The sequence below is a fragment of the Nocardia gamkensis NBRC 108242 genome (assembly GCF_001612985.1).
GTDB lineage: Bacteria > Actinomycetota > Actinomycetes > Mycobacteriales > Mycobacteriaceae > Nocardia > Nocardia gamkensis.
Genome location: NZ_BDBM01000031.1, coordinates 1 through 15074, shown reverse-complemented (window position 1 = coordinate 15074; position 15074 = coordinate 1). Strand labels below are relative to the sequence as shown.

Annotated in this window: 12 protein-coding genes; 6 read left to right on the top strand and 6 right to left on the bottom strand. The window is 70.0% G+C overall.

The annotated features are described in order from the left end of the window. Positions 1–141: 141 nt before the first annotated feature. The 6 genes from NG1_RS23365 to NG1_RS23340 all read left to right on the top strand — a co-directional run bounded on the left by NG1_RS23365 (position 142) and on the right by NG1_RS23340 (position 7526). On the top strand, positions 142–2139 hold the full coding sequence (locus NG1_RS23365) for a WXG100-like domain-containing protein (protein WP_062974126.1): 1998 nt from the start codon (positions 142–144) through the stop codon (positions 2137–2139). Between the two features lie 24 nt (positions 2140–2163). Beyond that, on the top strand, positions 2164–2499 hold the full coding sequence (locus NG1_RS23360) for a hypothetical protein (RefSeq protein ID WP_062974124.1): 336 nt from the start codon (positions 2164–2166) through the stop codon (positions 2497–2499). A 7-nt stretch (positions 2500–2506) separates the two neighbouring features. Beyond that, positions 2507–2980: a YbaB/EbfC family nucleoid-associated protein gene (locus NG1_RS23355; RefSeq protein WP_062974122.1), complete on the top strand. Its 474-nt coding sequence runs from the start codon at positions 2507–2509 to the stop codon at positions 2978–2980. Positions 2981–3043: 63 nt separating this feature from the next. Beyond that, positions 3044–5608 (top strand): WXG100 family type VII secretion target, encoded by a 2565-nt coding sequence (locus NG1_RS23350; RefSeq protein WP_062974120.1) that lies wholly within the window; start codon positions 3044–3046, stop codon positions 5606–5608. Beyond that, positions 5605–6405: an ESX secretion-associated protein EspG gene (locus NG1_RS23345; RefSeq protein WP_062974118.1), complete on the top strand. Its 801-nt coding sequence runs from the start codon at positions 5605–5607 to the stop codon at positions 6403–6405. Before NG1_RS23350 ends, NG1_RS23345 begins: the two co-directional genes overlap by 4 nt. 380 nt (positions 6406–6785) lie before the next feature. After that, a complete protein-coding gene (locus tag NG1_RS23340) occupies positions 6786–7526 on the top strand; it encodes an SDR family oxidoreductase (RefSeq protein WP_062974265.1) in 741 nt (246 codons plus the stop codon). Between the two features lie 51 nt (positions 7527–7577). Here NG1_RS23340 and NG1_RS23335 read toward each other — a convergent pair whose 3' ends face one another. From NG1_RS23335 to NG1_RS23310, 6 genes are all read right to left on the bottom strand, one after another. Then, on the bottom strand, positions 7578–9293 hold the full coding sequence (locus tag NG1_RS23335; protein ID WP_062974116.1) for an ABC transporter ATP-binding protein: 1716 nt from the start codon (positions 9291–9293) through the stop codon (positions 7578–7580). Then, positions 9290–11191: an ABC transporter ATP-binding protein gene (locus NG1_RS23330; RefSeq protein ID WP_084499138.1), complete on the bottom strand. Its 1902-nt coding sequence runs from the start codon at positions 11189–11191 to the stop codon at positions 9290–9292. The genes NG1_RS23335 and NG1_RS23330 overlap by 4 nt, the downstream gene beginning before the upstream one ends. A gap of 20 nt (positions 11192–11211) precedes the next feature. Then, positions 11212–12150 carry an alpha/beta hydrolase gene (locus NG1_RS23325; RefSeq protein WP_210750511.1) on the bottom strand — a complete coding sequence of 313 codons (939 nt, stop codon included), beginning with the start codon at positions 12148–12150 and terminating at the stop codon, positions 11212–11214. 252 nt (positions 12151–12402) lie between these two features. Next, positions 12403–13080 carry a response regulator transcription factor gene (locus NG1_RS23320; RefSeq protein ID WP_062974114.1) on the bottom strand — a complete coding sequence of 226 codons (678 nt, stop codon included), beginning with the start codon at positions 13078–13080 and terminating at the stop codon, positions 12403–12405. Continuing rightward, positions 13077–14297, bottom strand: a complete 1221-nt coding sequence (locus tag NG1_RS23315; protein WP_062974262.1) for a sensor histidine kinase — start codon at positions 14295–14297, stop codon at positions 13077–13079. The genes NG1_RS23320 and NG1_RS23315 overlap by 4 nt, the downstream gene beginning before the upstream one ends. Positions 14298–14506: 209 nt before the next feature. Beyond that, positions 14507–14701: a hypothetical protein gene (locus NG1_RS23310; protein WP_062974112.1), complete on the bottom strand. Its 195-nt coding sequence runs from the start codon at positions 14699–14701 to the stop codon at positions 14507–14509. Between the last annotated feature and the right edge of the window lie 373 nt (positions 14702–15074).

The window sequence follows — 15074 nt, the reverse complement described above, 5'->3', positions numbered from 1 at the left end:
CATGCTGCGCGGGAGGAGAATTCGCTTGCGCGTCGATGAAGGTTCAACTTGCTGCGGTGTAATCCGATGACGTCGACCGCCGAGGAGGCGAGCTGTGGGGAGCAATCCGAGAGGGCGCTTCGGGGCCACCGCGGAGCAGCGGTGACCCTCTACATGCCGGACGGGTTGCAGTGGCTGGCCTGGGTGGCGGGCACGACCTGGCCGGAGGGTGACGAGGACGCGGCCTGGGCGGCGTCGGAGGCGTGGAAGACGGCGAGCAAGGAACTCGAAGCGCTGCTCGCGGGCATCGACGAAGCGAAGCGGGTCACGGTGTCGGCCTACCCGCAAGGGGAAGGCGGCGCCGCGATGGGGGAGCGCTACGACGTCCTGCGCACCGGGGATCAGTCTTTGGAGGCGCTGGCCGAGCTGATGAGCACGGTCGGCGACAGTGCGTTCGACATGGGCACCGAGATCCAGGCGACCAAGATCACCGTCATCGTGACCCTGGCCTGGCTCGCGCTGGAGATCCTCTGGGCGTGGCTGTTCCCGCCGACCGCGCCCGCGGTGGAGGCGGCCGCGATCACCACCACCCGATCCTTCCTCAAGGTGTTCGAGGACTTCGTCCAGAAGATCATCATGAACATCGCCGCACGCCTGCGCGCCCCGACGGTCAAGCGACACTTCTGGTCCCGCGCGGTGCAACTGCGGCCGGTGCTGCCCACGGCGAAGGGGTACGGCGTGTACGGCACGCGAGCGATCGAGGCCGCCGCCATCACCGGAACGATCAACGGAGCGGTGCAGGTCGGCCAGCTCGCCGACGGCAAACGCCGGCACTTCAACGGCGGGGAATTCGGGCTGTCCATCCTCGCCGGTGTCGCGGGCATGATCCCCGGCCGCGAGGTCGGCCGGTATCTCGGGAAAGGCATCGACAAGGCCGCGGGCAAGAACCTCGACAACGTGTTCGGCCGGGTGGGCCGCGGCGTCGTGATCGGCGGCGTCTCCGGCGCCGTCGGCACCGCGTTCGGGAACGTGGCGGCGGGCGCGGTCACCGGCGACTGGTCGTCGTTCTCGTCCGGTGCGGGCTGGGTCGGCGGCATCGCGCGCGGTGGCATGGTCGGCGGGGCGCGGGGCGGATTCGCCCTCGGCACCCCGATTCCGCCGGGACGCGGGGACATCCGCTCCTACCTGTGGATGCCGAAACCGTCGACCGGCAACACCGGGCGCCCACCGGTTCAGGACGGATCGTCCACCGGCACGAGCGGCAGCAGGCCGGGGTCGACGGCCACCGGCGCGTCGGCGAGCGTGCCGTCCGGGCGCCCGACGCCCGCGCCGTCCACGGTCGCCGGTTCGACCGGTACTCCAGCAGGCCCGGCACCGCATCCCACCGGCTCCACGGCCGGCGGCTCGCGCCCACCCTCCGAGATCGGCGGTGGCGCGTCGACCCATTCGGGCCGCGGCGACGCCTCGTCCTCCAGCGGCTCCGGCCATAGCGTGTATCACGACGCCACCAGCCAGTACAGCGGAAGCGGGCAGTCCTCGCGACCCGCCACACCCGATAGCGTCTCGTCCTCGAGCGCTTCGGTCCATAGCGTGTACTACGACGCCACCAGCCAATACGGCGGAAGCGGGCAGTCCTCACGGCCCGCCACGCCCGACAGCGTCGGTACGGGATCGGGCCAGTCCGGCCATTTCACCGGTCGGCCACCCACCTCGTGGGAGTCGTCGGTGGACGGCTGGGGCTCGACCGGAGGGCCGCCGTCCGGAAACACGGGATCGGGGCTCCCCGGGGGTGCGCCGCTTCCACCCGCCCCCGGTCCGACGCCGCCCGCGACACCCACCACCAGCGGGCACACGCCGCCTGCCCCGCCTGGTGGCGCCCCGCGCCCGGCCGGATCGCAGGTGACCGGTGGTTCGGGCACGCACGGGAACCCGATCGCCACCGGCGCCGACGAACCGTTCCTGGGTGAGGGCAAGGACGTGCGCGGCAAGCCACGCCCGAAACAGTGGCCCTCCGTGGAACCACTGCCCGGCCCCTTCACGCCACCTGCCGGCGGTTTGTCGGAGCCGAAGGACTGGCTGCCAGGGGCCCCCTTCCCCGGAGCCGGTGCGCAGGCCGCGGCCGCGGATCCGGAGCAAGTCGATGTTCCTTTCACCCTCTAGACCGCCGATATCGAAGGGAGTGCCATGGCCGCCGACCGAGTGGAGGTCGATCCGCAGAAGCTGCGCCGGGCATCGGAGCTGACCGGGGAATTGTCGGCGAAGGTCGCGGCGACCGCCGAGAAGCTCCGGAACACCCTGGCCGGCATCGAATCCGACGCCACCACGATGCCGTGGGGAAACGACAAACGGGGCAAGAAGTTCGCGCAGGGCGAGAAGGGTTACCAGGCGGCGCGAAAGAACCTGCTCGACGGCGCGACCGGTGCCGCGCAGACCTTGCACGACATGTCCGAGGGGCAGCGGGAGGCCGCGGACTCGCTCACCGGCACCGACCATGCCTCCGGCGGCCAGTTGGGGAAGTGAGCGGCACATGGTGAACGAACGCCTGCGCGCGGATATGGCGACGATGCTGGAGGGTCTCGGCGAGCAGTTCCGCGGGATCGCCGAACTGCAGAAGCGGCGTGCGCTGCTCACGGCCACGGTGACCGCGTGCGACAAACGCATCGAGGTGACGGTGAACGCCGACGGCGTCCTGATCGCTACCCGATTCGCCGACGACGTCCTGGATCTGGGTCTCGACGAGATCGCCGAGAACATCACCGCGGCCGTGCAGGCGGCGGCCGCGGAGGTCGCCGCGCGCGGCAGGGAACTGATGACGCCGCTGCTGGAACGAAAGAACGCGCTGCCGAAGCTCTCCGAGATCGTGGAAGGCGCACCGGATCTCGGCTCGCTGATGCCTGCCGCGCCCGACCCGCCGCTGACGCCGCCCGATCCGGCGCGCTGGCCCGTCGATGATTCCGGCGCCCCGGGGCCGCGGTCGGTGGTCGCGGACAACGACGACTGACGCCGCACCGGCAGTGGACACCCGAAGGAGCGGGGACCCGATTCCCCGCGGAGGAAAGTGACGATGGCCCTCGAATCGAACACATGGTCCGGACTGGAGAACCAGGCGAAGGCGGGGTATCTGAAGTTCGACCCGGCCGACGCCCTCGCCGCGGCCAAGGCCTGCGCCGATCTGGTCGACGACCTGCTCGGCATGGCGGCCGCGGTGACCGACCTGCGCCTGAACAATTTCGCGCCGATCGGCACGCTGACCTCCGGCGCGCAACTGGCGATGGCGTTCACCACCAAGGGTTCCCGCCTGCACACCATCCTCGGCGATCACGCGAAGATCGTCACCGACATGGGCGAGACCTACATCGCCGCGGGAAAGTCGTACACGAAGACCGACGGCGATTCCGGGGACACCTTCAAGGCGCTCAGCGCGCTGAAGATGCCCACCCAGGCGACGCCCTACACGCCGGGCAAGAAGGCGCCCGGTGCTCCCGACGCCGAATTCGACAAGCCCAGCGGCGGTTTCAGTTGGAAGGACAAGGACGGGCACCTGCACGTCGAGAAGGCGAACGCCGAGAGCTTCCCCTCGTCGCTGAAGGACTACCAGGGTGCGAAGGATCCCGGTGTCACGGCGAACATCGAGAACAAGGACAGTCTCGGTTTCACCGAACTGTACGAGCTGGGGCGCGATCTCGATCCGCAGCCGGTGCTCGCCGCCGCGGGCACTTGGCACAGCCTGGCCAACGATCTGCTCGGCAAACTGAACAATTTCGTGACCGTGATCTCCGCGGGGACCGACGCGTGGGAGGGACAGGGCGCGACCGCGGCCGCCGAAGCGGTCCGCAGTTACTCCGACGGGGTGCAGCCGCTGATCACCTCCATGATCGCGATGAGCCAGAACCTGGACTACACGGCGCAGTGGCTGCATCTCACCAAACTCAGCATGCCCGCGACCTCGGATCCCGGTGACTGCTGCCCTGGCCGGGTGACCCGGCGCTACCGCGACGAATGGCAGAAGCACTACGGCGAGGGCATGAAGAACACGGTGTCGGTGATGCCGGTGGTGAACGGGCCGATCGCCGCGCCGCAGCCCTCCGGGGGCCAGGGGCAGAATCAACCGGGCAACACTCAGAACCAGCCGGGCGGCAATCAGAACACCCCCGGCAGCGATCCGAACCGGCAGGGCCGCCGGCAGCCGGGTGGCAGCGGTCAGCAATCCGGCTATGGAGACCAGGGCACCGGCGATCAGAGCCCCAGCGCGGATTATCAGGCCGGTTACCAGGAGGGCTACCGGGAAGGCCTGGAGGCCGGACAGGGGCGGGCCGGTTCCGAGACCGCGGGCTCCGGCCCTGGCACCGCCGCCGGTCCAGGGAGTGACGCCCAGACGGCGGGCGCCTCGCCAGGCAGCCGTGGCGGCGGCTCCCTGCCCGCCGGCTATGACGCGGCGGAAACCGGTTCGCAGGCGGCGGGCGGCCCCACCGGCACTGGATCCGGTTCCGTGCCCGCGGGCCTGTTCGGCGGCGCCGCGGGATCCCAGGACAGCGCGGCGCCCGCGCGTTCGTCCGGCGGGTCGGGAAGTTCTTCCTCACCCCGGGGCGGCGGGTCGCCGGGCGGACAGCCCGAAACCGCCACGAGCAGCGGCCTGCCCGACGTTCCCTCGCTCGGGTCGGTCCCGCTGCCGCGCATGTCCTCCGGTACGGGCGGCTCGCCAGGCGGCGCACCGGCGGGATCGCGCGGCACGGCTTCCGGCGCGGACGCGGGGTCCCTGGAGGACGCGCTGGCACGGGCGGCGGGCGCGGACCCCGCACAGGTGCGGTCGGTCCTCGACAATCTCCCGGGCCTGCTGAACGAGGACACCCTGTCGCAACTGACCGGGCTGCCACCGGAGCAGGTGCGTTCGATTCTCGACAGCATCCCGGACGTCGTCGACGAGAACGCGCTGTCGAAACTCAGCGGTGTGGACCCGGCGGGGGTGCGCTCGGTCCTGGAGAACCTCCCCCGCGCGCTGGACGAGCAGGCGCTCGCGGCGGCGACCCGCACGGACGGGCCGTCGGCCACCGGGGCAGGCCTGGCACAACAGGACGCGGCGGCGGGTGCCGCGGGCGGGCAAGGCGCCGGTTCACTCGCCTCGGCGGGCCGGGAGTTCCTCGGACAGCTGGGCAAGGCGCTGACCCAGGGGCTGGAAAGTCTCACGCAATTCGGGAGCACGCTGCCGGGTGCGGAGAAACTACAGGACCTGTTGCGGCAGTTCGATCCGGATGCGCTGGCGGCCGCGGCGGGGCACGCTCCCGTCGATCCCGCGGGCGGGAGTGGCGCGGGCTCCGGCCCCGGGGGCACGGGAGCAGGAGCGGAGCCCCAGCTGTCGGAACACCCGACGCAGCAATCCCGTGCCGCACACCTGTTTCCGCGCGCGTCGCTGCCCGGCGCCGAAGCGCCGCTCTATCCCGCCGCGGCGGCCGGTGCGCGGCAGGACGGTATGCCCGCGGGCGCGCCCATGATGGGAGCGCCCGGCGCGGCGGGTGGCCCCGGGCAGGGCAACACGGCCCACAAGCCCGCCAAGTTCCTGCAGTCGAAGGTCCATCTCGATGACGCCATCGGCGCCGCGCCCGATCGGGTGAAGCCGGTGATCGAGTCGTGAGCGGCACATGGGAGTTCACCGATCTGGAGTTCAACCTGCTCTGCGAGGAGGTCCGGCAGGGCGAACTGCCCGCCCCGTTCGTCTTCACCAGCCGCACCCGGCTGGAAGCCGACTACGAGCAGGAGAAGGCACAGGTTCGGCAGCGGCTGCGCCAACGGCTCGACCACGACCTGGACGCCCTGGCGGGCGCGCTCGCCAAACCGGATGTCTTCCTCGTCGCGCACGCCTGGAACGACCAGGATTTCGGCAATCCCGAAGCGCGCACCCGGGTGCACGCGGTGCGGCACCGGGCACGCGGTTACGTGATCACCCAGCGGCCGGGCGAAACACTCGCGCACAGTGGCGGTTTCGACGCCTTCGAGTGCGATCCGCACGCGCTGGCCGACACCGTGGTCGGACTCCTCCCCCGGTCCGGCGCGGGCCGGCTCGACGACATCCGCCTCTCGCTCCCGGCTACCGAACCCGGGCCCGAGCCCGAGCGCCCCGGCGCTACGATCTCGGACAACGACGATCCGGACGACGACGCGTTCCGCAGCGCCACATTCTTCGATACCGCCGCCGTCAGCACCGGCATCGTCAAAGTGCTACAGGGCCGCTCGAAGTACGGGCCCCGCGGACGTGTCGAAGCGGGCCTGTTGTGGCGGGACCTCCCCGACGACGGACGCTACGTGATGCCCCTGGATGACCCGGCCCCGGTCGCCACCGCCATGGGCAGCGACCGGCTGGCCCTGTGGGTGCGCGACCGCATCGAAGAGATCCTCTCGCGGATGGATTCGCACATGGAAACAGAGGAATGATCCGGCGCCGTCACACCCGCCCCGGGCGGCTCGACGATCGGTGAGCCGGATCCGGCGGGCCACCGCGCGGAATCAGCCGGAGTTCTACCTGCCGCCTCGGCGTCGAAAGCGGGCCGGAGTTCGTGCCGGCGCAGGCCAGGGTGCTGATGGCGCAGACCGGGCAGGGCGACGCTCAGCGCCAGGACCTCCCGGCCACCGCTCCGGTCTCTCGGCCGGAACGAACCGATAACGGTTCTGTCGTGTGGGTCGGCAAAGCCGCCCTGCCGCCGGTCGCCGGTGGAATGCTTCGACCGCGGACGGTCGGTCGACTGCTCGTGGCGCACGGCCACCCGCCATCAACCGCCGGAATGGCCGGTGGCACAACGGGAAAGGCGGCAACCATGCAGATCACAGTGCTCGGCGGAACCGGGCGGATCGGCTCGCAGGTGGTTCGGAAGCTGACCGCCGCCGGGCACGAGGCCGTCCCCGCGGCAATGTCCACCGGTGTAGACCTGATCACCGGGAAAGGCCTGGACCAGGCACTGGAAGGCGCCGAAGTCGTGATCGACCTGGCGAACTCGCCGACCTTCGACGAGGCGTCCCTCGACTTCTTCCGCGCCTCCATGGACAACCTGCTCGCCGCCGGACAGACCGCTGGTGTCCGCCACCAGGTCGTCCTCTCGATCGTGGGAGTCGACCAGGTGCCCCAGCTGGACTACTACCGGGCCAAGACCCTCCAGGAGGAGCTGCTCCGGCAGGGGCCGACGCCGTACTCCATCGTCCGCGTCACCCAGTTCTTCGAGTTCATGGACGCGGTGCTGTCCTGGACCGCCGACGGCGACACCGTCCGCCTGCCCGCCACCCCGATCCAGCCGATCGCCGCCGCGGACGTCGTCGACGCGGTCGTCGAGGTCGCCACCGGCGAGCCTTTGCTGGGGATTCGTAACTTCGCGGGTCCGGACGTCTTCACCCTCGACGAACTCGGCAGGCTCACCCTGGCCGCCCAGCACGACGACCGCACCGTCGTCACCGACGACACCGCGGGCATGTTCGCCGCCGTCACCGGGGATGTGCTCACCGCGGGGCCGGACGCACACCTGGCATCGACGCACTATCGGGATTGGATCCGAGAAGCGCACTGAATCCCGTTACGCCACCGAAGGGCGCCTCGCGGCCGCGTGACCGGGCCCGGCTCATTCGCTCGCTGCCGTTGCCATGGACATCGCCCAGAAATCGGCGTATCGGCCACCCCGGCGCACCAACTGGTCGTGGCTGCCCTCTTCGACGATCCGGCCGTTGTCCAGGAAGACGATGTGATCGGCGCGCTGGACGGTCCGCAGCCGGTGCGCGACCAGCACCACCGTCCGGCCCGCCATCAGGCGCTCGATACCGTCGTGCACAGCCGCCTCGTTCACCGGGTCCAGCGCGGAGGTCACCTCGTCCAGTAGCACGATGGGCGCGTCCTTCAGCAACGCTCGTGCGATCGAAACCCGTTGCCGTTCACCGCCGGACAGCAGCGCCCCGCCCTCGCCGACATTCGTCGCCCAGCCGCCGGGCAGCCGCTCGATCACCTCGTCCAGCCGGGCGGCGGCCGCCGCGGCCCGCACCTCGGCCTCGTCGGCATCGGGACGGCCGAGGCGCACGTTCTCCTCGATGGTGCCGTCGAAGAGATAGACGTCCTGGAAGACGATGGCGAACCGCCGCATCAACACATCGGTGCCGATCGCGCGCACGTCGACGCCTCCCACCCGCACCGTGCCGTCGTCCACGTCGTAGAACCGTGCGAGCAGTTGCAGCAGTGTGCTCTTGCCCGCACCGGACGGTCCGACGATCGCGACCCGCTGTCCCTCGGGTACCGACAGCGACACGTCGTCGATCACGGTGCGGCCGCCGTGCCGGAAGACGACGGACTCGAACGCGAGGTCGTGACCGGTCGGTGAGATCGGCCTGCGAGGTTCCGGCAGCGGCTCGGTGCGCAACACCGTGTCGAGACCGGCCAGCACGGAACGCGCGCCGCGGAGTTTGCCGCCGATCTCCGACAGCGACAGCAGCGGATCCGCGCAGCGGGCGGCCAGCACCAGGATGGTCAGGATCTCCGCCGCACCGATGTGCCCGCCGAGCGCCAGGTAGGCGCCGAGGGCCAGCAGCGCGGTGAACATGATCTGGACCGTGAGCGTCAGTCCCACGATGCCTGGCAGCGCCGACAGCACGGCCCGGCGGGAGGCGCGTTCGAGCCCCGACAACGAATCGTCGAGCATCCTGAATCGTTCGGCGGTCCGGCCGCCGGCGCGCAGGACCGGCTGCGCTTGAAGGAATTCGATGACTCGCCCCGTCGCCTCCTTCACGCGTTCGGTCCGTTCGGCATCCGCGGCGGCCATCGAGCGTCCCGTCCAGAGCTGGATCACCGCCACGACCGGTACGGCGGCCAGCGCGGCCAGCCCCATGCGCCAGTCGTAGGCGAGCATCACGGCGACGATCGTCAGCGGCGTCACACTCGCGGTGATCATCGGTGCGAGCAGATGCGCGATCACGCTCATCGCCTGCAGCACACCCTCGCTCGCGAGTACCGAGACCTCCCCGACGCGGCGTGCGGTGAACCAGCCGAGGGGCAATCGGGCCAGGCTATCGCCGAATCGGCGATAGACACCGCGCAGCAGCGTGGTCCCGACGAGGAATCCGGACAGATCGCTGCGATAGCGCAGCGCCGCATAGCCCGCGATCGCCGCGCCGAAGGCGATCAGCCAGGGCCAGGCGTCCGTGGGCGTGTCACCGAACAGCGCCCGCAACAGCGGAACCAGAAGTGCGTAGGACAGGCCTTCTGCTATCGAGGTGGCCGTCATCATGGCCACGGTGCGACGGACGGGCCGGGCGTACTCGCGTCCCAGCACGCGCAGCAGCATTCGAATCATCGGGGTTCGCCTCCTTGCGATGTCTGATCGGCGATGGTCGCGTTCGGCTGCCTGCTCCGTGGCCCGAGCTCGCGCCGCAGCACGCCGCCGAGGGTTTCGGTCGCATCGGTGCGCGCGGCTCGGTGCGATCGCCGGAATTCGGCGAACTTCCCGTTCTGTGCCAGCAGGTCGGCGGGCGTGCCGCGTTCGACGATCGTTCCGTTCTCCAGCATCACGACGGTGTCGGCGTCGGCGATGGTCTCGAGACGATGCGCGATGACCAGGATCGTGCGATCGTCCTTCAGTGTCGTCATGGCTCGGCGCACGGCCTGTTCGGTCTGCGGGTCGGCGAAGGCGGTCGCCTCGTCGAGCACGAGAACGGGTGCGTCGGCCAGCAGCGCCCGGGCGATCGAGATCCGCTGCGCCTCACCGCCGGACAATCCGGCATCGGCGCCGAGCACCGTGTCGTAGCCTTGCGGCAGCTCCAGAATTTGGTCGTGGATGTTCGCCAGCCGGGCCGCGCGCACCACGTCGTCGAGGCAGGCCCGCGGTACCGCCAGCGCGATGTTGTCCGCGACCGACGCGCGCAGCAGGCGAACGTCCTGGAAGACGAAGGAGACCATCCGGTAGAGCTCCCGGCTGCCGAGTCGGCGCAGGTCGACACCGCCCAGCAGGACCGAACCGTGGGTCGGGTCGAAGAATCGGGGCAACAGCTGCACCAGGGTGGATTTCCCGCTTCCCGACGGCCCGACGATCGCGGTGACCGTACCCGGCTCGAGCACCAGGTCGATCCCGCGCAGCACCTCGTGATCGGCGTCGTAGCCGAATCGGACGTCACGCAGCTCCACCCGGTTCCCTTGCGGTGCGACCGGGAGCGCGGGCTCCGGTAGCGACGGCACCGCGAGCACGTCCCGGATCCGGCCGACCGCGCGCCGCGCGGCCTGTAGATCGTCGAAGCCGTGACCCAGCGCCGCGACCGGGGCGGTCAGGCCGAGTCCCAGCAGCAGGAACGGCAGGAGATCCGCCGGAGCCAGGGATCCGCCCTGGATCAGCACCGTGCCGCCGATCAGCACGACCAGCAGCACGAACGGCGGCGAGAGCACCACCTGCATCGCCGCGCCGATTCCGGCGAGACCGTGCACCATACGCAGAAAGGTGTCCGCGAAATCGTCTGTGGCCGTGCGGAATCTCCGGTGGGCACGCTCGCCGGAGCCGAACGCCTTGACCACCGAGATGCCCTGCACGAACTCGACGGTCGCATTCGCGATCCGGCCCATCCCAGCGTCGAACTCCTTCTGCGCGTGCAGCCGGGCGGGGGTCATCATGAGGGGGACCAACGCGACTGCCAGCACCACCGGTATCAGGGTGATCAACGTCAGGCGCCAGTCGACGGTGAACAAGTAGATCAGCGACACCAGCGGCACGACGAAGGCCGCGACCAGCTCGCCAGGGGTGTGGGCGATGAGCGGGTGCACGGCGTCGACGTCCTTGCCGACGATCGTCGCCAGCTCGCCGGTGCGGCGGCGGGAGAACCATCCGATCGGGACCCGGCCCAGTCGTGCGGCCAGTTGCCTGCGCAACGACAGCTGCACCCGGCTGTCGAGAAGATGCCCGAGTCCGGACGACGCGGCCGTGCACAGCAGCCGGAAGAACAGCCCGGCCGCACCCGCGAGCGCGATCATCCGGACATGACCGTGATCGATCGGGTTCGGCGACAACAGCGTTCGGCCCAGTTCGACCACCGCGAGCAACGGGGCCAGACCAGCGACGGCGCCGACGATCTGGAGGACGACGACGGCGGCGAAACCCCCGAGGTATGGGCGCAGCAACTCCGTCGCGCTCCGCTGCGCCGAGGGTTCGGCACCCGATGGGGGTGGGGTGGACTGCTTCCTCGCCTCGGCGAGGTCGATGGTGCTCATCGTTCTGCGGCCTTCGTCGATCACTGTGCGGCTGAATGCTTTTGCGAGCCGGTCGAAGCATCGGCCAGGGCGCGGCGCAGGACAGCGGCGAGTTCGGCGCTCTGGCGCTGGGACACCTCGGCGGACAGGATCGCCTGCGACCCGTGGAATGTGCCGGGCCACTGGTGCAGCTCGACCGGCACGCCCGCCCGCAGCAGGCGCAGCGCGTAGTCGATGTCTTCGTCGCGGTTCGGGCAGAACTCGGCGGTGGCGATGTAGGCGGGTGGCAGACCGGATAGATCCGTGGCCCGCGCGGGCGCGGCGTACGGTGTGGCAGGCGTGGAACCCAGGTAGTGCTGCCACATCTGAGTCACCTTCGCCCGAGTCACGAAGGGCGTATCGGTGAAATTACGCGCCGACCACGCCTGCTGCCGGTCATCGAGGACGGGTTGGTTGAGCAGCTGGAACCGGATCGGCGGCCCTTGCCGGTCACGCGCCCGCAGCGCCACCGCGGTCGCGAGTCCCGCGCCGGCGCTGTGGCCTCCGATCGCGATCCGCGCCGGGTCGATGCCCAGCTCGGCCGCGTGCTCGGCCGTCCAGGCCAGCACCGCGTAGACGTCGTCATGGGCGGCGGGGAACGGATGTTCCGGCGCCAAGCGGAAGCCCACCGAGATCACCGTCGCGCCGGAGTTCTCGGCGAGCATCGTGGCCCACGGATGTTCGGTGTCCAGATCGCCCATGACGAATCCGCCGCCGTGCAGCCAGATCATCGCGCCTCGCGCTCCGCGTGGCCGATAGATGCGTATCGGCACATCGACGTCGCCGGGCACCGTGCGATCTTCGATCCGCAGGTGCGCGGTGGCCGGCACCGGGATCGCGGCGGCCAGCTCGGCGAGGCGTTTGCGGGCGGTGACGGGGTCGCTCAGGTCGGCCGGGGGGAAGAACGAGACAGCTGCTTCGAGTTCGGGATCCAAGATCATGCCGTCGATCGTCGCGCTCGCCGGGCATACTCGGCTTCCGGCGACGGGAGTCGCTGTCTACGTGAATATGCGTACACGACGCGCGATCGGCTGCGTCGGTCGGCGTAGCCGGGCGCGCATCCGGTTCACGAATCACTCACCGCGGCAACGATGTACCGCGCCAACCGCCCCGACGAACCGCGGGGATCTCGTGCTCGCACCGCTCGTTGCCCGAAGGCCGCGCCGGCACTCGGACGCGGAGGAATCCGATCCCTAAGGGGTGGGATCACTCAGCCCGGTCTGGTAGGCGATCACGACCAGCTGCGCGCGGTCGCGCGCACCCAGTTTCACCATCGCCCGGCTGACATGGGTGCGCGCGGTGGCGGGACTGAGGAACAGCGCGGCGCCGATCTCGTCATTGCTCATGCCCTGCCCCACCAGGGCCAGCACTTCGCGCTCACGGTCGGTCAGCACGGCGAGCCGGTCCTGCGCGGACTTGGCAGCTCTGCGCTGCGCGGTGAACTGGCCGATCAGGCGGCGGGTGATCCGGGGTGCGAGCAACGCGTCACCGGCGGCGATCACCCGGATGGCGTGCAAGAGCTCGGCAGGGCCCGCGTCCTTGAGCAAGAATCCGCTCGCGCCCGCCTGCAAGGCGTCGAAGACGTTCTCGTCGGTGTCGTAGGTGGTGAGGATGAGCACCTTGACCCGCTCCATCCCGCTGGCCTGCGCGATCTGGGCGGTGGCGCGTATCCCGTCCAGTCGGGGCATGCGGATGTCCATCAGGACGACGTCGGGGCGAGTGGCACGGGCGAGTTCGACAGCTTCCGCACCCGTGGTGGCTTCACCGACCACCGTGATGTCGTCCTCCAGGTCGAGCAGGACCTTGAAACCGGAGCGGACCAGGCGTTCGTCGTCGGCGAGCAGAACCTTGATCGGAGGCGTCGAGTTCACAAGCGCGACCCGACCGGAGTCAGCGGCAACCGGGCCGTGACCTCGAACCCGCCGCCGGGACGCGGCGTCGCGTCGAGTTCACCGCCGAGCAACCGGCAGCGTTCCCGCATCCCGAGGATGCCGCGGCCGGTCGGGTTCGAGCCGCCCGCGTGCGCCGGGACGCGCGCGGCGTCGCCGCGGCCTTCGTCGATCACCCGTATCCGCAAGGCGTCGATGCCGGGTTCGAGCGCCACCGTCACCCTGGTCGGGCCGACGTGCCGGATCACGTTGGTGATCGATTCCTGCACGATGCGGTACGCGGCGCTGCCCACGGCGCTGGGGAGCGGCGTCACCGGGGTGGCTTGCTCGAACGCGATGTCGAGCCCGGCGTCGCGGGCCTTGCCGACCAGTTCATCGATCTGGCCGAGACCGGGATAGGGCTCGCGTTCGTCGCCGTCGCGCAGGACGCCGAGAATGGCTCGCATCTCCCGCAGTGCCCGCGAACTGGTCTGTTCGATGGTGCGCAGTGCTTCGCGGGCCTGTTCCGGTCGCTTGTCGAGCACGTGGGCGGTGACGCCGGACTGCACGTTGATGATGGCGATCGCGTGGGCGACGGTGTCGTGGACTTCGCGCGCGATCCGCAGCCGCTCGGCGTCGACCCGAGCCCTGGCTTCCTCGTCGCGGGACCGTTCGGCCAATTCCGCGCGCTGTTGCGCATCGGCGGCGATGACCCGGCGGGATCGGACCGACTCACCGAGGATCGTGCTGATCACCGACGCGCCGATCCGGAAGAACACCCAGCCGATGGCCACCAGCGGCTGGATGTCCGCCGCGGCGATCAGCCAGCCGAGCGCGAGCACCGTGATGCCCGTACCGGCGACCAGCAGCGATCGCCGCCCGTCGCCGTAGGCGGCGAGGGTGTACAGGGCGACGAAGAGGCCCAGATAGGAAAGCCGGTCGGGGAAGCCGAGACCGAAATAGACGACACTCGCCAGCCCCGTGATCACGAACACCGCGACCGGCCGGCTGCGACGCGCGGCGACGGCCAGGCCGCTGACGATGAGCAGGGCGTATCCGAAACCCGACACCGGTGTGTAGGCCGGCTCGAGCGGCACCGGGATCGCGGCGCTCTGCACCTGGATCACGGTGACGAACAGCGCCAGCAGGACATCCGGGAACCAGGCGGGCCGACGCGAAATCCAGGCAGACAGCCGTCGCGACACCGCCCGCAGAACCATGCCGTGAGCGTACGGTATCCCGGAGTTCGCGCGCTCCCGCGCGAGCGCGCGATCGGCTACGACGACCGACGCAGCCGATCGCCAGTTTCGTACGCGCATTCACGTAGACAGCGACTCCGGCCGCGACGATCCTCGGACCGATCCGCCCGGGGCGCGATCAGCTCCCGCTGCCTCGACCACGTACTCGGGCGAGTCCGCGCCTGCGGGATTCACTTCCACAAATCGCCGCAGGGCAGCGTCGGCAACTCGACGTGGACGTCGTCATCGATGGTGACGATCAGCTCCGGATGGCTCCGCGCCAAGTTGGCGGCCACGCTCCTGGCCTGTTCCGCACACGCTTGGTAGTCCAGGATCAAGGCTCCCGATTCGATGTGGATATGCCGGAGGTGCTGGGGGGTTGTCATCTCGACAGCACTGTTCGATCCGTGGGCGGTATCGACACGACGTACCCCGCTCCACTTCCGGACATCGATCGCTTCGCGGTCGAGCCATGCGGCGGACCGAGCGTCCTATGGCTCATGCTTGCCGAACTCCTCATAACTTAGGACGGAATGCACTGCTCGTCCCGCAGTGCCCAGCCGCGCTACTGGCGCTTATGGTGAGGGACTCCTCATCCCGGAAATGTACTACAAAGAATAACCAGTAACTTACAAGCTATCGCCTGCGCGCCCGAGAGGCGATTCGAGAGCGCATCGGCGCCTGCCGACGTGCGGTTCCTCGCCGACCGGCCGAGGGCCGGCCCGGAGACTCGTCCGGGAACGGCCTCGCGCTCGCCCG

What these genes read in the sequence shown, in the direction of transcription:
- NG1_RS23360 (WP_062974124.1), top strand. Translation starts at nt 2,164, where the DNA reads ATGGCCGCCGACCGAGTGGAGGTCGATCCGCAGAAGCTGCGCCGGGCA.
- NG1_RS23355 (WP_062974122.1), top strand. Translation starts at nt 2,507, where the DNA reads ATGGTGAACGAACGCCTGCGCGCGGATATGGCGACGATGCTGGAGGGT.
- NG1_RS23350 (WP_062974120.1), top strand. Translation starts at nt 3,044, where the DNA reads ATGGCCCTCGAATCGAACACATGGTCCGGACTGGAGAACCAGGCGAAG.
- NG1_RS23340 (WP_062974265.1), top strand. Translation starts at nt 6,786, where the DNA reads ATGCAGATCACAGTGCTCGGCGGAACCGGGCGGATCGGCTCGCAGGTG.
- NG1_RS23335 (WP_062974116.1), bottom strand. Translation starts at nt 9,293, where the DNA reads ATGATTCGAATGCTGCTGCGCGTGCTGGGACGCGAGTACGCCCGGCCC.
- NG1_RS23330 (WP_084499138.1), bottom strand. Translation starts at nt 11,191, where the DNA reads ATGAGCACCATCGACCTCGCCGAGGCGAGGAAGCAGTCCACCCCACCC.
- NG1_RS23325 (WP_210750511.1), bottom strand. Translation starts at nt 12,150, where the DNA reads ATGATCTTGGATCCCGAACTCGAAGCAGCTGTCTCGTTCTTCCCCCCG.
- NG1_RS23315 (WP_062974262.1), bottom strand. Translation starts at nt 14,297, where the DNA reads ATGGTTCTGCGGGCGGTGTCGCGACGGCTGTCTGCCTGGATTTCGCGT.
- NG1_RS23310 (WP_062974112.1), bottom strand. Translation starts at nt 14,701, where the DNA reads ATGACAACCCCCCAGCACCTCCGGCATATCCACATCGAATCGGGAGCC.